The following is a 17,081-nucleotide window of genomic DNA, read 5'->3' as shown; positions in this document are numbered from 1 at the left end:
TCGCAATGATCGATATCCGTCGCGTCTTCACCCATGTCGAGCACATCCACCACGAGTTCGGGCCGCGCGCCGAGACGCCGTTGGTGCGTGGCGCCGTCGGCGTGGTGATGACCAATCCATTCGCCGGCCGCTACGAGCCCGACATCCTGCCGATGATGGCCTTGCTCGATCCGGTCGGGGTCGACATGGCGCACCGGTTGCATGCCGCGATGGACGTGCCCCTCGACCAGATCGCCACGTATGGCAAGGGCGCCATCGTCGGCGCTGCCGGCGAGCTGGAGCACGGTGCGCTGTGGCATGTGCCCGGCGGCTATGCGATGCGCGAACTGCTGGGCTGGAAGGGCGACCGCGCTGCATATACCGCTGGCAAGGCGGAAGCCAAGGCCGGCCAACCTGCCAATGCTCTGTCGATCGTGCCGTCGACCAAGAAAGTCGGCCCGCCCGGCGCCGCGCTCGACGTGCCGCTGACCAACATCAATGCCAGCTACGTGCGCGGCCAGTTCGATGCGATCGAAGTCCGCGTGCCTGGTGCGCCGGCTGCGGACGAAATTGTCTTCATCCTGGCGATGAGCACGGGCTATCGCATCCATGCACGTGTGGGTGGACTGCTCGCCAAGGACATCAGCAAATGGGATGGTTTGCGATGAACGCGGCACCCACGAAGCATACAAAGACAAGGAAAAATTCATGAGCGCCAACATCAGAAAACTCGTCGTCCAGGTGGATGAAGTCCGCAAGGAAATGGGCCAGACCATCGATCCGCCGACGCGCCGTGCCGTCGCCATCGCTGTCATCGAGAACCCGTATGCCGGCCGCTACAGCGAGAACCTCGACGCGCTGATCGCCATCGGCGAAGAACTCGGCGCACTGCTCGGGCAAAAGGCCGTCGCCGCGTTGGGCATTGCGCCCGGCGCCGTCGAGAGTTACGGCAAGGCGGCCATCGTCGGCGAAGCCGGCGAGCTCGAACATGCGGCCGCCATCCTGCATCCGAAGCTGGGCGCGCCGTTGCGTGCCGCGGTCGAAAAAGGCGCCGCACTGGTGCCGTCGAGCAAGAAGCGCGGCACGCTCGGCACCGCCATCGACGTGCCGCTCGGCCACAAGGACGCCGCATTCGTGCGCAGCCACTTCGACGCGATCGAAGCGCGCGTGTCCGATGCGCCGCGCGCCAACGAGATCGTCGTTGCCGTGGCCGTTACCGACAGCGGCCGTCCGCTGCCTCGCATCGGTGGCTTGAAGGCCAGCGAGATCAAAGGCGAAGACGGCCTTCGCTGAACATGAGAACACCCCCAGCCTTCGCGCACTTCGTGTCGCTTCACCAACCCCCTTGCAGGGGGCAACACCAGCTTCCGGGCAAAGCCCGTTCCGCGGTGTTCCCGGCGAAGAGCTACTCATTCGTTACTTGTCACCATCCCCAAGGAGTTTCCCGATGAACCCATTGCGTCATGTCTTCAGCGCCGCGGCTCTCGCCGTGTTCGCCATCGCCGTCGTGCCCGCCCATGCGCAGGGCGTGATCAAGATCGGCGAAGTCAACAGCTACAAGGCGCAGCCCGCCTTCCTCGAGCCCTACAAGAAGGGGATGGAACTCGCAGTCGACGAGATCAACGCCAAGGGCGGCGTCAACGGCAAGAAGGTCGAGCTCATCACGCGTGACGACAACGCGAACCCCGGCGACGCCGTGCGCGTGGCCGAAGAACTGGTGGCGCGCGAAAAGATCGACGTGCTGACCGGCACCTTCCTGTCGAACACCGGCCTGGCCGTGGCCGACTTCGCCAAGCAAAAGAAAATCTTCTTTCTGGCCGGTGAACCGCTGACCGACAAGATGACCTGGCAAGGCGGCAACGAGTACACCTTCCGTCTGCGCCCCGGTACCTACATGCAGGCCGCGATGCTGGTGCCTGAAGCCGTCAAGCTCAACAAGAAGCGCTGGGCCGTCGTGTACCCCAACTACGAATACGGCCAGTCGGCGGTCGCTGCGTTCAAGACGCTGCTGAAGGCGGCACAGCCCGATGTCGAGTTCGTGGCCGAGCAGGCGCCGCCGCTGGGCAAGGTCGACGCCGGTGCGGTCGCGCAAGCGCTGGCCGATGCCAAGCCCGACGCCATCTTCAACGTGCTGTTCGGCGCCGACCTGTCGAAGTTCGTGCGCGAAGGCAATACGCGCGGCCTCTTTAAAGACCGCGCGGTCGTCAGCGTGCTGACCGGTGAGCCCGAGTATCTCGATCCGCTCAAGGAAGAAACGCCCAACGGCTGGATCGTCACCGGCTACCCGTGGTACGGCATCCAGACGCCCGAACACAAGGCCTTCTTCCTGGCCTATCACGCCAAGTACAACGACTACCCGCGCCTCGGCTCGGTGGTCGGATACACCATGATCAAGTCGGTCGCAGCAGGCATCGCCAAGGCCAAGAGCACCGAGCCGCTGAAGCTGGTCGCCGCCTTCAAGGGCCTGCCGGTCGATACCCCGTTCGGCAAGATCACCTACCGCGCCGAAGACCATCAATCGACGATGGGTGCGTTCGTCGGCAAGACGAAGAACGAAAACGGCAAGGGCGTGATGGTCGACTACACGTACTTCGACGGCGCCAAGTTCCAGCCGAGCGCCGCCGACGTCAAGAAGTCGCGGGCCGCAGACTGATCGTTCTTTTTTTCGACCGCTAGCTTTCGACTGCCCGCCTCATGAGCCTCTCGTCCCTGCTGCTGCAGTTCCTCACCGGGCTGTCATCGGCTTCTTCGTTGTTCCTCGTGGGCGCGGGTCTGTCGTTGATCTTCGGGGTCACGCGCATCGTCAACTTCGCGCACGGCTCCTTCTTCATGGTGGGCATCTACATTGCCTACACGCTGGTCGACCGGCTCGGCACCGGGCTCGGTTTCTGGCCGGCCATCGTCATCGCGGCGCTGGCCGTCGGCGTACTCGGCGCGTTGATCGAAATGGTGCTGCTGCGGCGCATCTACAAGTCGCCGGAACTGTTCCAGTTGCTGGCCACCTTCGCACTCGTCCTGGTCATCAAGGACGCGGTGCTCTATCTCTGGGGACCCGACGAATTGCTCGGCCCTCGCGCGCCGGGCCTGTCGGGCGCGGTCGAAATCCTCGGGCGGCAGTTCCCGACCTACGACCTGTTTCTGATCGTCGTCGGCCCGGTCGTTCTCGGCCTCATGTGGCTGCTGTTGACACGCACGCGCTTCGGCACGCTGGTGCGTGCCGCCACGCAAGACCGCGAGATGGTCAGTGCGCTGGGCGTCAACCAGGCGTGGCTCTTTACGGCGGTGTTCGCGCTGGGCGCCATGCTCGCGGGACTCGGTGGCGCGCTGCAACTGCCGCGCGAGCCGGCCACGCTGGCGATGGACTTGAACACCATCGGTGCCGCCTTTGTTGTGGTGGTGGTCGGCGGCATGGGCTCGATCCCCGGTGCCTACGTCGCCGCGCTGCTCATCTCCGAGATCAAGGCGGTCTGCATCTGGCTCGGCGTGGTGGAACTCTTCGGCTACAGCGTCTCGTTCTCCAAGCTCACGCTGGTGGTCGACTTCATCGTGATGGCGATCGTGCTGGTGTGGCGCCCGTGGGGCCTGTTCGGCCGGCCGCAGGCGCCGAGCCGCTATGTCGGTATGGCCGAAGAACCATTGCGTCGCGCCAGCAAGGGCTATCTGTGGGCCGTTGCCGTGCTCGGCGTGCTGCTGATGGCGCTGCCGCTGCTCACGGTCGACTCGCCCTACACCACGGTGCTGATGATCGACCTGCTGATCGCCGCGCTCTTCGCTGCCAGCCTGCACTTCATCATGGGTCCGGCCGGCATGCATTCGTTCGGCCACGCCGCGTATTTCGGCCTGGGTGCCTACGGCGCTGCGCTGCTGGTCAAGGCCAGCGGCCTGCCGATGGAACTCGCGCTGATCGTGGCGCCGCTGGTCGCAGCCATCGGCGCTTTCGTCTACGGCTGGTTCGCGGTGCGGCTGTCGGGGGTCTATCTGGCGATGCTGACGCTGGCCTTCGCGCAGATCACCTGGGCCATCGTCTACCAGTGGGATTCGTTCACCGGCGGCAGCAACGGGCTCACCGGCGTCTGGCCGTCGGAATGGCTGTCGGACAAGCGCATGTACTACTGGCTCACGCTGATCCTGGTGGCGGCCGGCGTGCTGCTGCTGCGCCGGGTGCTGTTCTCGCCCTTCGGCTACGCGCTGCGCGCCGGGCGTGACTCGGTGCTGCGTGCCGACGCCATCGGCATCGACGTCAAGCGCATGCAATGGACGGCGTTCGTCATCGCCGGCACCGCAGCCGGTCTCGCGGGCTCGCTCTATGCGTTCTCCAAAGGCAGCATTTCGCCAGAGAGCCTGAGCGTCGACAAGTCGGTCGACGGGCTCGTCATGGTGTTGTTAGGCGGTGTCCAGACTCTGGCGGGCCCGGTCGTCGGTGCCGTCACCTTCAGCTGGTTGCACGACACGGTGGCGCGCAATACCGACTACTGGCGCGCGATGCTGGGTGCGATTATTTTGATTTTGGTGCTGCTGTTCCCGCAGGGCATCGCGGGGTTTTCCAAGCAGATGTTCGACAAGCTGAAACGCAAGACTGTAATGGCGGGGGATGCCCCCATCCCAGCCTTCCCCCGGAAGGGGAAGGAGCAACTTCCATGAACGCAGACATCGCAACATCCGTGACCGACGTCCCGCTTTTGAAGGTCACCGGCCTCGGCAAATCCTTCGGTGGCGTGAAGGCGGTCGACGGCATCGACTTCGAGTTGAAGGCCGGCGAACTGCTGGCGCTGATCGGGCCGAACGGCGCGGGCAAGTCGACCACCTTCAACATGGTCAACGGGCAGCTCAAGGCCGACCAGGGTTCCATCCTGTTCGACGGTCACGAACTGGTGGGCATGAAGCCGCGCGCCATCTGGCGCCTGGGTGTCGGCCGCACCTTCCAGATCGCAGAAACGTTCGCTTCGCTGACGGTGGTCGAGAACGTGCAGATGGCGATGCTGTCGCACGACGGCAAGCTGTTCTCGATGTGGCGCCGCGCCGCCGAGCACAAGCGCGACGAAGCACTTGCGTTGCTTGACCAGGTCGGCATGAAGGCGCAGGCCGATCGGCCGTGCAGCGAACTGGCTTACGGTGACGTCAAGCGCGTCGAACTCGCCATCGCGATGGCCAACGCACCCAAGCTGCTGCTGATGGACGAGCCCACTGCCGGCATGGCACCGAAGGAGCGCAACTCGTTGATGGCTTTGACCAAAGACCTCGTGATCAGCCGCGGCTTGGCCGTGCTGTTTACCGAGCACAGCATGGACGTGGTGTTCGCGTACGCCGATCGCATGATCGTGCTGGCGCGCGGACGTCTGATCGCGCAGGGCAAACCGCTCGAGATCCGCGACCACCCGAAAGTGCAGGAGGTGTACTTCGGCAGCGGCAAGACCTTCGAGAAGATCGCGGAGAAGGCAGCGGCTGTCAATGCTGCTGTTGGAGCCTCGGCATGAGTGCACACGAACTGCTGCTCGAAGCCAAGTCGGTCTGCGCCTGGTACGGCGCGGCACAAATTCTGTACGACGTCGACCTCGAAGTGCGACGCGGTGAAGTCGTCGCGTTGATGGGCCGCAACGGCGCCGGCAAGTCGACCACGCTGAAGACACTGATCGGCATGCTGACCAAACGGCGCGGTGCCGTGCGCTTCCTGGGGCACGACATTTCGAAGAGCGAGCCGCATGTGGCGGCGCGCCTCGGACTCGGCTTCGTTCCGGAGGACCGGCGCGTGTTCACCGATCTCACGGTGATGGAAAACCTCGAGGTCGGCAAGCAGCCCGAACGGCACTGGACCGACGGCACGGCGGCACCGCTCTGGACGCCCGAGCGGCTCTTCAAGCTGTTTCCCAATCTCGGCGAAATGCCGAACCGGCCGGGTGGCCGTATGAGCGGCGGCGAGCAGCAGATGCTGACCGTCGCGCGCACGCTGATGGGCAACCCGTATCTGGTGCTGCTCGACGAACCGTCAGAAGGCGTCGCGCCGGTCATCGTCGAACAGATGGCCAACATGATCCTGGAGCTCAAGTCGCAGGGCGTCAGCATCCTGCTGTCGGAGCAGAACATGCACTTTGCGGAACTGGTGTCTGATCGTGCCTACGTGCTCGAAAAAGGCCAGATCCGCTATCACGCGTCGATGGCCGAACTTGCCGCCAACGAAGATGTGCGGCGGCAATATCTCAGCGTTTGATTCGTCGCTTCATCTCAACCATCCAGCCAAGGACACCCAACCATGCATCGCAAAGCTGTCAAGCGTCCCCAGTCGGGCAACGTCGCCGCGGTGGGCTGAGCTGTGAACGCCTCTTTTCCCGACTCCGCTGCGAACTCCCTTGGCCGCTCTCGCGCCAGGACCGCCCTGATCGTGGTCGACGTGCAGAACGGCTTCATCGACGGCGGTGGCCTGCCTGTGAAAGGCGGCGCCGAGGTCGTGCCGGTGATCAACCGCCTCGTGTCGGTCTTCGAGAACATCGTCATCACGCAGGACTGGCATCCGCCCGGCCATGCCTCGTTCGCTGTCAACCACGCGGGCCGCAGCCCTTACGAGATGGCGACGATGCCGTATGGCGAGCAGGTGCTGTGGCCGGTCCATTGCGTGCAGGGCACCGAAGACGCCGCGCTGCACAAGGACCTCCACCTGCCGACGGCGCAGCTCATCATCCGCAAGGGTTTCCATCCCGGCATCGACAGTTACTCCGCCTTCGAAGAAGCCGATCGCAAGACGTCGACCGGCCTGGCCGCCTATCTGCATGCGCGCGGCATCGACACCGTCTATGTGACCGGACTGGCGACCGACTTCTGCGTCGCGTGGACCGCGCTCGATGCGCGCACCGCCGGCTTCACCGCGTTCGTCATCGAAGACGCGACGCGTGCGATCGATCTCGATGGCTCGCTCGACAAGGCCTGGGCGCAGATGGCCGCGCAGGGCGTCGGGCGCATCCAGTCGGCCGAGCTGATCGGTTGATGGCCTTTTCCCTGACCGTCAACGGCCGAGCGCAACAGCTGTCCGTGTCGCGCGAGGCATCGTTGCTGCACGTGCTGCGCAACGACCTCGGGCTCAACGGGCCCAAGTACGGTTGCGGACTTGGCCAATGCGGGGCGTGCACCGTGTGGGTCGACGGCGTGGCGGCGCGCAGCTGCGTGATCCCGGCGCACGGCGTCGAAGGGCGCGAGATCACCACGCTAGAAGGGCTGGGTTCGCGTGGCGATTGGCACCCCGTCCAGCAAGCATTCGAAGACGCGCAGGCGGCGCAGTGCGGCTACTGCCTGAACGGCATGGTGATGCAGGCTGCGGCGCTCTTGGCACGCGAGCCGAACCCGAGCGAAGACCGTATCCGCGCCGAGCTGTCCGGCAACCTGTGCCGTTGCGGCACGCATGTCGAGATCGTTCGCGCGGTGCAGCTAGCGGCGCTGCGGCTGGCTGAGGCCGCGTCATGAGCGCTGCGCAATGACATCGCGGCGGGCCGACCAGCCGCGCACCCGCGCCGACTTCTTGAATGCCGATGGCGTGCTCGTCATCGTGCGTCCGACACCGCCGGCACCGCCGCCTGCCAAGGGCCAACCTGAGCTCGTGTCGGGCAACCCGATCGAAGGCGACGAGGTGCTGCTCGCGGTGTGGGACGACGGGAGCGCGACGGGGTTGAACGGCCACGTCGATCTGGGCACCGGCCTGCAGACCGCACTGGCGCAGATCGTCGCCGAAGAGCTCGACCTCGGCATGCCGTGCGTGCGCATGATGCTGGGCGACACCGCGCGTGCACCCAATCAGGGCGGAACGATCGCCAGCGCGTCGATCCAGAACCATGCGAGGCCGTTGCGCTTCGCCGCAGCACAGGCGCGGGCCTGGTTAATTGCGCGTGCCGCGGCACGGCTCGATGCGCCGGTCGACGCGCTGGTCGTTCGCAACGGCGTGGTTCACGTCGTCGATGCACCCGAGCGCAGCGTCGCTTTCGGCGACCTCGTGGCCGGCCAGCGCACCGTGCTGCAACTGGCGCATCACGTCGAACAGAAGCATCCGGACGACTACCGCATCGTCGGCACCTCGCAGCCGCGCGTCGACATCCCGGCCAAGCTGGCGGGCGAACTCGTCTTCGTGCACGACATGCGCGTGCCCGGCATGCTGCACGGCCGGGTGGTGCGGCCGCCGTATGCCGGTGCCGACCATGGCGACTTCATCGGCAACACGCTCGAGTCAGTAGATGAAGCATCGATCGCTCACATCCCCGGCATTCGCGCGGTGGTGGTGATCCGCGACTTCGTCGGCATCGTCGCCGAGCGCGAAGAGCACGCGGAGCAAGCCTTGCGCGAACTGCGCGTGACATGGAAGCCGTGGCCCGGCATGCCTGACCTCGGCGACGTCGCGCAGGCGATTCGCGACAACCCGTCGACGCAGCGCTTGCTGGTCGACGAAGGGGATGTCGATGGGGCGCTGGCCGCGCTAGCGGCGTCCGGCAGCTCGATGAGGCGGACGTATGTCTGGCCGTACCAGATGCACGCGTCGGTCGGACCTTCATGCGCGCTGGCGGAGTGGCATGCCGATGCCGGTGCTGACACGCATGAAGGCGGCGGTCAGATCGCACTGCGCGTCTGGGCCGGCTCGCAGAGTCCGCACGTGCTGCGCGAAGATCTCGCCAAGTTGATGGGCGTGAGCAATGTGCAGGTCGATGTCGTTCGCATGGAAGCCGCGGGTTGCTATGGCCGCAACGGTGCCGACGACGTAGCCGCCGATGCTGCGTTGCTGGCGCGTGCGGTCGGTGCGCCGGTGCGGGTGCAGCTCACGCGCGAGCAGGAGCATGCGTGGGAGCCGAAGGGCGCGGCGCAGCTGATGGAGATCGACGGCGGCCTGCTCGCCGATGGCGGCATCGCTGCGTATGACTTCGAAACCTCCTACCCCTCCAACGGATCGCCGACGCTCGCGTTGCTGCTGACGCGCACCATCGAACCTGTTGCGCATGCCTATGAAATGGGCGACCGCACGGCGCGTCCGCCGTATGCGGTCGACAACCTGCGCGTCAAGGTCAACGACATGGCGCCGATGGTTCGCGCGTCGTGGTTGCGCGGGGTGTCGGCGCTGCCGAACTCGTTCGCGCACGAGTCGTACATCGACGAGCTGGCGACGGCCGCCGGCGTCGATCCGGTGCAGTTCCGGCTGCGCCATCTGCGCGATCCGCGTGCTGTCGAGCTGGTGCAGGCGACCGCGCAGAAAGCCGGCTGGCGCATGCGTACCGGGCCGCAGGAAAACGCCGATGGCGGACTGGGCGAGGGCGGCGACATCCTGTTCGGCCAAGGCTTCGCGTATGCGCGCTACGTGCACAGCAAATGGCCGGGCTTCGGCGCGGCCTGGGCGGCGTGGGTAGCCGACGTCGAGGTCAATCGCAAGACCGGCGAGGTGCATGTGCGGCGCGTGGTCGTCGGCCACGATGCGGGGCTGACGATCAACCCCGCGGGCGTCGAACACCAGGTACACGGCAACGTGATCCAGACCACGAGTCGTGCGCTGATGGAGGAGGTGCGGTTCGCACCGCAGCACAAGGCCGGCGAACGCTTGCCCGGCGTGCTGCCGTCCGGCGTCGTCGCGAGCCGCGAATGGGGCAGCTACCCGATCATCAATTTTCGGCAGGTTCCCGTCATCGAAGTGATCCAGATGGCACGCCCCGGCGAGCCGCCGCTGGGCGCGGGCGAGTCGTCTTCGGTGCCGGGGACGGCGGCGATCGCGAATGCAATCTTCGATGCGACGGGGGTGCGGTTTCGGTCGCCACCGTTCACCTCCGAAGTGATCCGTGCTGCGCTCGGCAGTTCACTCCCTCCCCCGCTGCGGGAGGGCATGGGTGAGGGCATGAAACCGGCGCAGCTTGACCTGCGCGTGCCCCCATCCGAGCCTTCTCCCAAAGGGGGAAGGAGCAATACAAGAAGCATTTGGGCGGTGGGGAGTGCGCTCGCCATCGGCGGCATCGGTGTCATCGCCGGGCTGCTCGGCTGGCGCTCGGTCATTGCACCCGTGTCGTTCAGCGCGCCGGTCTACAGCGCCTCGACCATCGAGCGCGGTCGGGTGCTCGCAGCGCTCGGCGATTGCGCCGTATGCCACACCGCTGCAGGCGGCGTGCCCAACGCCGGCGGACGTGCGATGGAGACGCCCTTCGGCACGCTCTACGCAACCAACCTCACGCCCGATGCCGACACGGGTCTCGGGCGCTGGTCGTTCAGCGCATTCCAGCGTGCGATGCGCGAAGGCGTCTCGCGGGATGGCCATCACCTGTACCCCGCATTCCCGTACACGGCGTTCGCGAGGACCAGCGACGACGATCTTCAATCGCTCTATGCGTACTTCATGTCGCTGCCCGCGGTCCGCGCCGAAACGCCGCCTGCCGAGTTGAAGTTCCCGTTCAGCATTCGTCCTTTGATGGCGGGATGGAACGCGCTGTTCCACGACGCGACGCCCTACCAGCCGGTCGCCTCGCAGACAGCCGAGTGGAATCGTGGCGCCTATCTGGTCAACGGCCTCGGCCATTGCGGGGCGTGTCACACGCCGCGCAATTCGCTCGGCGCGGAGCAGGGCGGCAATGCGCTCTTCTCCGGCGCCATCGCCGACGGATGGGAAGCGCCCGCACTCACCTCGCTTTCGAAGGCGGCCGTTCCGTGGGACGCCGATGAGCTGTACCGCTATCTGCGCCAAGGGCACACGCAACGGCATGGCATCGCCGGCGGTCCGATGGCCGAGGTCGTGCGTGAACTCGGCGCGGTCAGCGACGACGATGTACGCGCGATGGCAAGCTATCTGGCGTCGTTCAATGCGGTGACGACATCGGCATTGCCCGAAGCGCACGCCGCCACGGCGACCCGCGCTATCGACAGCGCCGCCGCCGGTCGCGGCCCGCTGCTCGGCTCGGCGCAGCGCATGTTCGACAGTGCCTGCGCCGTCTGCCATCACGATGGCGACGGGCCGACGCTGCTCGGCGTCAACACGCCGCTCGCGCTCAACAGCAACCTCACCAGCACGCGACCCGACAACCTGCTGCGCACGATCCTCGATGGCGTGCGCGCGCCGGCGACCAAAGACATCGGCTTCATGCCCGCATTTCGCGATGCACTCGACGATGCGCAGGTCGCGCAACTCGCGGGCTACATGCGCGCGCGCTTCGCACCACAGGAGCCGGCATGGAACGATCTGCCGGCGCAGGTCGCACGCGTGCGGGCCTTGCGCTGATCGCCGTACCATCGACGGCAGACGCTGCTTTCAAGCGCCGAACCAGGAGACACGCCCGATGACCACCACCCTCTCGCCCGACACCAGCCTGCCCCGCGACACCGACCGCGCCACGCTCATCGGGCGCATCTGGCAACCCGGCATCGGGCCCACGCTGGTCGCAGTGCACGAAGGCGGACTCCACGACCTCTCGCACCTCGCGCCGACCGCGAGCGACCTGCTCGAAGCCGATGCGCCGCCCGCCGATGCCGTGCGCGAAGCCATCCAATCCGGCAAAGCGCCACGCATCGCGCATCTCGCCGATGTGCTCGCCAACAGCTTCGAGGCGCAAGACGACGAGACCAATGCGCGAGACTTTGGCCGGCCATGGTTGCTCGCGCCATGCGACCTGCAGGCGATCAAGGCCAGCGGCGTCACCTTCGTCGAGAGCCTGCTGGAGCGGGTGATCGAGGAACAGTCCCGCGGCGATGCATCCAAGGCCGACGCGATTCGTGCGGCTCTCAGCGGTGTGCTGGGCGACAACCTGGCCGGCATCGTGCCGGGCTCGGCCGAGGCCGCGAAGGTCAAGGCCTTGCTGATCGCACAAGGCGCGTGGTCGCAGTATCTCGAAGTCGGCATCGGCCCCGACGCCGAGATCTTCACCAAGGCGCCGGTGCTGGCGGCGGTGGGCACCGGTGCGCAGGTTGGCATTCATTCGGGCTCGGTCTGGAACAACCCCGAGCCGGAGGTCGTGCTGGCGGTGAACAGCCGGGGTCAGACGCTCGGTGCGGCGCTCGGTAACGACGTCAACCTGCGCGACTTCGAAGGCCGCAGCGCGCTGCTGCTCGGCAAGGCGAAAGACAACAACGCGTCATGTGCCATCGGCCCGTTCATCCGCTTGTTCGATGCGCACTTCGGCATCGACGATGTGCGCCGCATCACGGTCGGGTTGAAGGTCGTCGGCCCTGAAGGCTTCGTGCTCGAAGGATCGAGTTCGCTCGCGAAGATCAGCCGCGATCCGCTCGACCTGGTGGGCCAGGCGATCAACCCGCATCACGCGTATCCCGATGGCCTGATGCTGTTCCTCGGCACGATGTTCGCACCGACGCAAGACCGGCACGGTCCGGGCCAGGGCTTCACGCATGTGGTCGGCGACCTTGTGACGATCTCGGCGCCGGAACTCGGCGCGCTCGTGAATCGCGTGGTGCACGCCGATCAGGCGCCGCGCTGGAACTTCGGCATTGGCGCGTTGATGCGCAATCTTGCGGGACGCGGATTGCTCTAGCGTTTCAGCGCGTCCTTCAGAGCGTCCCGCGCAGGGCGCGCCTGTATTGAACTGCCTCCGCCACATGCGCGACCTCGACCAGCGGCGACGATGCCAGGTCGGCGATGGTGCGCGCGACCTTGAGCGCGCGATGCGTAGACCGCGCGCTCCAGCCCAGCTTGGCGGCGGCCGTGTGCATGAACTTCAGGGCTGCCGGTTCGAGGCCGGCGTGGCGATCGATCTCTGCACCTTGCAGCGCCTGGTTCGGCTTGCCCTGTCGCTCGACAGCGCGGTCTCGCGCAGCGGCGGCTCGCGTGCGGATGCTGTCGGTCGATTCACCCGCAGGTGAATCGAGCAGCTCCTTGGCCGACACCGCAGGTACTTCGATATGCAGGTCGATGCGGTCGAGCAGCGGTCCGCTCAGCTTGCCCTGGTAGCGCGCAACCTGGTCGGGCGTGCAGCGGCAGGCTTTCAGCGTGGAGCCGAGGTAGCCGCAAGGGCACGGGTTCATCGCGGCGATGAGCTGGAAGCGCGCAGGGAATTCAGCGCGCCGGGCCGCGCGCGCAATCGTGATGGTGCCGGTCTCCAGCGGTTCGCGCAGCGCTTCAAGCGCCGAGCGCGCGAACTCGGGGAATTCGTCGAGGAACAGCACACCGTGATGCGCCAGCGAAATTTCGCCCGGTCGCGGTGGCGATCCACCACCCACCAGCGCCACCGCGCTCGAGGTGTGGTGCGGTGTCGAGGTCGGCCGTTGCATCCAGCGCTCGATGGCGAAGCGGCCGCCGAGGCTGGCCACGGCGGCGCTTTCGAGCGCCTCGTCGACCGTCATCGCCGGCAACAACCCGGCAAAGCGTTGCGCCAGCATTGACTTGCCCGAACCGGGCGGTCCGACCATCAGGAGCGAGTGATTCCCGGCGGCCGCGATTTCGAGCGCCCGCTTGGCGCCGACGTGGCCTTTGACGTCGGACAAATCGGCGTAATGCGGCGGCGCGGCGCTCGCGGCCGGCAGCATGCGCGCCCAGCCGTCGACTGGAGCATCTATTGGTGCAGTCGCGTCGGCTGGCAAAAATTGACGCACCACATCGAGCAGATGCGCCGCGCCATAAACCTCGGTGCCATGCACCAGTGCGGCTTCCCTCGCACTTTCGGTGGGCAACACCAGCTTCGTCGCGACACCGCAGCTGTGCAGCGCGAGTGCCATCGCCAGGGCGCCGCGCACCGGCCTCAACTGGCCTGACAAAGACAACTCACCCGCGAACTCGTGGCCTGCCAGCCGCGCACCGTCGATTTGACCGCTGGCCGCCAGGATGCCGAGCGCGATCGGCAAATCGAGGCGGCCCGAGTCCTTCGGCAGGTCGGCCGGGGCGAGGTTCACGATGATTCGCTTGTTGTTCGGGAAGTCGAGCCCGGCGTTCTGGATCGCGGAGCGAACCCGTTCACGGGCCTCCTTGACCTCCACATCGGCCAGCCCGACCAGCACGAAGCTGGGCAACCCGTTCGCTAAATGCACCTCGACGGTCACACTGGCAGCTTCCAGGCCCAGCAAAGCGCGGCTTTGCACCAAAGACAAACTCATTTCACTCCCTTTCCCCAATATGGTGCACCATACTTTTGTGGGGTCGTTGCTGCAGGTTGGCGGACAGCCAATTGACAGAAACAGTTTGATTAACTTTCGCCCGGCGAGCGATTCGGATTAGCGGTTCAGGTTCCGCGCTTACGTGAACTTTGGCACGCTCCCTGCTTTGAGGATCACTCCAACCCATTCCAAAACCCCCTGAGGAGCTACCCGATGATGCACCGTACCGCCGCCAAGACCCTGGTTGTCCTGGCCACCGCTTTGACCGCGACGGGTGCCGTCCTGGCCCAGACGACACCGGCCGCCGATCCGGCTGCGGCACCTGCGGCGACGTCCCCCCTGACTGCCAACATCTCGCTGACCACGAACTACAAGTTCCGCGGCCAGGACCAGGACACCATCGGCCACAACGGTTTGTACAAGACGCGTGGCGTGAAGCCGGCAGTGCAGGGCGGCTTCGACTACGCATTCGGCGAAAGCGGCTTCTACGTGGGCAACTGGAATTCCAGCGTCAACTGGCTCTCGGGCAACAGCATCGAGATGGACATCTACGGTGGCTACAAGATGAAGGTCGGCGTGTTCGACCTCGACTTCGGCGTGCTGACCTATGTGTACCCGGGCAACCACCTGGGCAACACCACGGAACTCTATGGCGCTGCTACCTACAGCGACGACGCCCTGGGCGCCTTCACCGCGAAGTACTCGCACACGGTGTCCAAGGACTACTTCGGCTTTGCCGGCGCGGCCAACGGCTCGGGCCTGAAGGGCCGCAACAGCGGCTACCTGAACCTGTCGTATGCCAAGGAAGTCATCCCGCATCTGACGTTGAAGGCTGCTGTCGGCTACACGCGCCTGAGCAGCGACATCCGCAAAAACACGGGCTACAAGAGCTATGTCGACTACAACGTCGGCGCGTCGTGGGACTTTGGCGGTGGCCTGTCGCTGGCCGGTGCGGTGGTCGGTGCCAACAAGAAAGACGCCTACCTGGCGGTCGTGGAACCGGGTTTTGGCCCGATCGGCGCGCAGACCCAGTCGATCAACAAGGCGCAGTTCATCGCCACGCTGACCAAGACGTTCTGACCCTCCAAATAGAAAGCGCGGCGACCGCCGCCGCGCCCGTCGGTTTTATCTCAAGGAGAACATCATGAAGCTGGTTACAGCCATCATCAAACCATTCAAGCTCGACGAAGTGCGCGAAGCACTGTCGGCCATTGGCGTGCAGGGCATTACCGTGACCGAGGTCAAGGGCTTCGGTCGCCAGAAGGGCCACACCGAGCTCTACCGTGGCGCTGAGTACGTCGTCGACTTCCTGCCCAAGGTCAAGATCGAGGCAGCCGTTTCCGACGAGCTGGTCGAGCGCGTGATCGAAGCGGTCGAGGGTGCCGCCCGCACCGGAAAAATCGGCGACGGCAAGATTTTTGTCTACAACCTCGAGCAGGTTGTTCGCATCCGCACCGGCGAAACGGGCCTTGAAGCGCTCTGAGATCAAGGCACGAAAGAACAACTGAAATGAAAAAACTGCTCGTCTCCCTCGCGCTCGGCCTGAGCGTGTTTGCCGCTGGCTCTGCGTTCGTCACCTCGGTGCAAGCGCAGACCCCGGCGCCGGCCGCCGAAGCGGCTGCGCCTGCGGCCAGCGCTGCGCCAGCGGCTCCGGCCCCTGCCGCAGCAGCTGCTGCGACTCCGGCAGCCGACGCTGCTGCAGCGCCTGCCGCTGCCGCCCCTGTCATCAAGTTCGACAAGGGCGATGTCAGCTGGATGATGGTGTCCACGCTGCTCGTCATCATGATGACCGTGCCGGGCCTGGCGCTGTTCTACGGCGGCCTGGTCCGCAGCAAGAACATGCTGTCGGTGCTGATGCAGGTCATGGTCACGTTCTCCTTGATCGTGGTGCTGTGGCTCATCTACGGCTACAGCCTGGCGTTCACGGAAGGCAATGCTTTCGTCGGCGGGTTCGACCGGCTCTTCATGAAGGGGATCTTCGATCCGGCCACCGGCGTGTTCGCACCCGGCGCGACCTTCAGCAAGGGCGTCTACATCCCTGAACTGCTGTTCGCTGCCTTCCAGGCCACGTTCGCCGGCATCACTTGCTGCCTGATCGTCGGTGCCTTTGCCGAGCGCGCCAAGTTCGGCGGCATCCTGCTGTTCATGGTGCTGTGGTTCACCTTCAGCTATGCGCCCATCGCGCACATGGTCTGGTTCTGGATGGGCCCTGACGCCTACGCAAGCAAGGACGTCGTCGATGCGATGAACTCCAAAGCCGGCCTGATCTGGCAGTGGGGCGCGCTCGACTTCGCCGGCGGTACTGTCGTGCACATCAACGCAGCCGTTGCCGGCCTCGTGGGTGCCTTCATGATCGGCAAGCGCATCGGCTTCGGCAAGGAAGCCTTCACGCCGCATTCGCTGACGCTGACCATGGTCGGTGCCTCGCTGCTGTGGGTGGGTTGGTTCGGCTTCAACGCAGGATCGGCCCTCGAAGCCGGCACCAGCGCCGTGCTGGCCTTCATGAACACCTTCTCGGCCACCGCCGCCGCCGTGCTCGCATGGTGTATCGGTGAAGCGCTGCACAAGGGCAAGGCTTCGATGCTGGGTGCCGCTTCGGGTGCTGTCGCCGGCCTCGTCGCCATCACGCCGGCCGCCGGCAACGTCGGCCTCATGGGTGCCATCATCATCGGCTTCGTCGCTGGCTTCGCTTGCCTCTGGGGCGTGACCGGTCTGAAGAAGCTGCTCGGTGCGGACGACTCGCTCGACGTCTTCGGCGTGCACGGTGTCGGCGGTATCGTCGGCGCGTTGCTGACCGGCGTGTTCAACACGCAATCGCTCGGCGGCCCCGGCATCGTCGGCGACTGGGTTACGGCCAGCGTCGTCACCAGCGAAATCGGCCCACAGGTCTGGATCCAGCTCAAGGCTGTGGTGCTGACCATCGTGTGGTCGGGCGTGGTTTCGGTCATCGCCTACAAGATCGCCGACCTGACGATCGGTCTGCGCGTGACGGAAGAAGAAGAGCGCGAAGGCCTCGACATCTCTTCGCACGGCGAGACCGCATACAACAGGTAACCCCCCAAGGGCTT

The 17,081-nt window shown here is 65.7% G+C and carries 14 protein-coding genes; 13 read left to right on the top strand and 1 reads right to left on the bottom strand.

The window, feature by feature from the left end; genetic code table 11:
• Window positions 1-5: 5 nt before the first annotated feature.
• The 10 genes from QN413_RS14540 to QN413_RS14495 all read left to right on the top strand — a co-directional run bounded on the left by QN413_RS14540 (window position 6) and on the right by QN413_RS14495 (window position 12,458).
• Entirely contained in the window at window positions 6-647 is a 642-nt protein-coding gene (locus QN413_RS14540) for an amino acid synthesis family protein (RefSeq protein ID WP_323497323.1), read from the top strand.
• Between the two features lie 40 nt (window positions 648-687).
• Window positions 688-1,272 carry an amino acid synthesis family protein gene (locus QN413_RS14535; RefSeq protein WP_323497294.1) on the top strand — a complete coding sequence of 195 codons (585 nt, stop codon included), beginning with the start codon at window positions 688-690 and terminating at the stop codon, window positions 1,270-1,272.
• Between the two features lie 154 nt (window positions 1,273-1,426).
• A complete protein-coding gene (locus tag QN413_RS14530) occupies window positions 1,427-2,632 on the top strand; it encodes an ABC transporter substrate-binding protein (protein WP_323497293.1) in 1,206 nt (401 codons plus the stop codon).
• Window positions 2,633-2,673: 41 nt separating this feature from the next.
• Window positions 2,674-4,620 (top strand): ABC transporter permease, encoded by a 1,947-nt coding sequence (locus QN413_RS14525; RefSeq protein ID WP_323497292.1) that lies wholly within the window; start codon window positions 2,674-2,676, stop codon window positions 4,618-4,620.
• Window positions 4,617-5,453, top strand: a complete 837-nt coding sequence (locus QN413_RS14520; RefSeq protein WP_323497291.1) for an ABC transporter ATP-binding protein — start codon at window positions 4,617-4,619, stop codon at window positions 5,451-5,453. The genes QN413_RS14525 and QN413_RS14520 overlap by 4 nt, the downstream gene beginning before the upstream one ends.
• Window positions 5,450-6,184 (top strand): ABC transporter ATP-binding protein, encoded by a 735-nt coding sequence (locus tag QN413_RS14515; protein ID WP_323497290.1) that lies wholly within the window; start codon window positions 5,450-5,452, stop codon window positions 6,182-6,184. The genes QN413_RS14520 and QN413_RS14515 overlap by 4 nt, the downstream gene beginning before the upstream one ends.
• 102 nt (window positions 6,185-6,286) lie before the next feature.
• On the top strand, window positions 6,287-6,955 hold the full coding sequence (gene pncA / locus QN413_RS14510) for a bifunctional nicotinamidase/pyrazinamidase (RefSeq protein ID WP_323497289.1): 669 nt from the start codon (window positions 6,287-6,289) through the stop codon (window positions 6,953-6,955).
• The gene (locus QN413_RS14505) at window positions 6,955-7,428 is read left to right on the top strand and encodes a (2Fe-2S)-binding protein (RefSeq protein ID WP_323497288.1); all 474 of its coding nucleotides are present in this window, start codon (window positions 6,955-6,957) and stop codon (window positions 7,426-7,428) included. The genes pncA and QN413_RS14505 overlap by 1 nt, the downstream gene beginning before the upstream one ends.
• A 10-nt stretch (window positions 7,429-7,438) precedes the next feature.
• Window positions 7,439-11,194: a molybdopterin cofactor-binding domain-containing protein gene (locus QN413_RS14500; RefSeq protein ID WP_323497287.1), complete on the top strand. Its 3,756-nt coding sequence runs from the start codon at window positions 7,439-7,441 to the stop codon at window positions 11,192-11,194.
• Window positions 11,195-11,252: 58 nt separating this feature from the next.
• Window positions 11,253-12,458, top strand: a complete 1,206-nt coding sequence (locus QN413_RS14495; RefSeq protein ID WP_323497286.1) for a fumarylacetoacetate hydrolase family protein — start codon at window positions 11,253-11,255, stop codon at window positions 12,456-12,458.
• Window positions 12,459-12,474: 16 nt separating this feature from the next.
• Here the strand turns inward: QN413_RS14495 and QN413_RS14490 are convergent, their stop codons facing one another.
• Window positions 12,475-14,013 (bottom strand): YifB family Mg chelatase-like AAA ATPase, encoded by a 1,539-nt coding sequence (locus QN413_RS14490; protein ID WP_323497285.1) that lies wholly within the window; start codon window positions 14,011-14,013, stop codon window positions 12,475-12,477.
• A gap of 216 nt (window positions 14,014-14,229) precedes the next feature.
• On the opposite strand from QN413_RS14490, the gene QN413_RS14485 reads away from it, so the two are divergent.
• The 3 genes from QN413_RS14485 to QN413_RS14475 all read left to right on the top strand — a co-directional run bounded on the left by QN413_RS14485 (window position 14,230) and on the right by QN413_RS14475 (window position 17,067).
• A complete protein-coding gene (locus QN413_RS14485; protein WP_416352185.1) occupies window positions 14,230-15,093 on the top strand; it encodes a TorF family putative porin in 864 nt (287 codons plus the stop codon).
• Between the two features lie 64 nt (window positions 15,094-15,157).
• Window positions 15,158-15,496: a P-II family nitrogen regulator gene (glnK, locus tag QN413_RS14480; RefSeq protein WP_323497283.1), complete on the top strand. Its 339-nt coding sequence runs from the start codon at window positions 15,158-15,160 to the stop codon at window positions 15,494-15,496.
• Between the two features lie 26 nt (window positions 15,497-15,522).
• Window positions 15,523-17,067, top strand: a complete 1,545-nt coding sequence (locus QN413_RS14475; RefSeq protein ID WP_323497282.1) for an ammonium transporter — start codon at window positions 15,523-15,525, stop codon at window positions 17,065-17,067.
• The last annotated feature ends 14 nt before the right edge of the window (window positions 17,068-17,081 follow it).

Source organism: Variovorax sp. LG9.2, assembly GCF_035018885.1.
Classification (GTDB): Bacteria; Pseudomonadota; Gammaproteobacteria; order Burkholderiales; family Burkholderiaceae_C; genus Variovorax.
This window is presented reverse-complemented; position numbering and strand designations above follow the sequence as displayed.

What these genes read in the sequence shown, in the direction of transcription:
- QN413_RS14540 (WP_323497323.1), top strand. Translation starts at nt 6, where the DNA reads ATGATCGATATCCGTCGCGTCTTCACCCATGTCGAGCACATCCACCAC.
- QN413_RS14535 (WP_323497294.1), top strand. Translation starts at nt 688, where the DNA reads ATGAGCGCCAACATCAGAAAACTCGTCGTCCAGGTGGATGAAGTCCGC.
- QN413_RS14530 (WP_323497293.1), top strand. Translation starts at nt 1,427, where the DNA reads ATGAACCCATTGCGTCATGTCTTCAGCGCCGCGGCTCTCGCCGTGTTC.
- QN413_RS14525 (WP_323497292.1), top strand. Translation starts at nt 2,674, where the DNA reads ATGAGCCTCTCGTCCCTGCTGCTGCAGTTCCTCACCGGGCTGTCATCG.
- QN413_RS14520 (WP_323497291.1), top strand. Translation starts at nt 4,617, where the DNA reads ATGAACGCAGACATCGCAACATCCGTGACCGACGTCCCGCTTTTGAAG.
- QN413_RS14515 (WP_323497290.1), top strand. Translation starts at nt 5,450, where the DNA reads ATGAGTGCACACGAACTGCTGCTCGAAGCCAAGTCGGTCTGCGCCTGG.
- QN413_RS14505 (WP_323497288.1), top strand. Translation starts at nt 6,955, where the DNA reads ATGGCCTTTTCCCTGACCGTCAACGGCCGAGCGCAACAGCTGTCCGTG.
- QN413_RS14500 (WP_323497287.1), top strand. Translation starts at nt 7,439, where the DNA reads ATGACATCGCGGCGGGCCGACCAGCCGCGCACCCGCGCCGACTTCTTG.
- QN413_RS14495 (WP_323497286.1), top strand. Translation starts at nt 11,253, where the DNA reads ATGACCACCACCCTCTCGCCCGACACCAGCCTGCCCCGCGACACCGAC.
- QN413_RS14490 (WP_323497285.1), bottom strand. Translation starts at nt 14,013, where the DNA reads ATGAGTTTGTCTTTGGTGCAAAGCCGCGCTTTGCTGGGCCTGGAAGCT.
- QN413_RS14485 (WP_416352185.1), top strand. Translation starts at nt 14,230, where the DNA reads ATGCACCGTACCGCCGCCAAGACCCTGGTTGTCCTGGCCACCGCTTTG.
- glnK (WP_323497283.1), top strand. Translation starts at nt 15,158, where the DNA reads ATGAAGCTGGTTACAGCCATCATCAAACCATTCAAGCTCGACGAAGTG.
- QN413_RS14475 (WP_323497282.1), top strand. Translation starts at nt 15,523, where the DNA reads ATGAAAAAACTGCTCGTCTCCCTCGCGCTCGGCCTGAGCGTGTTTGCC.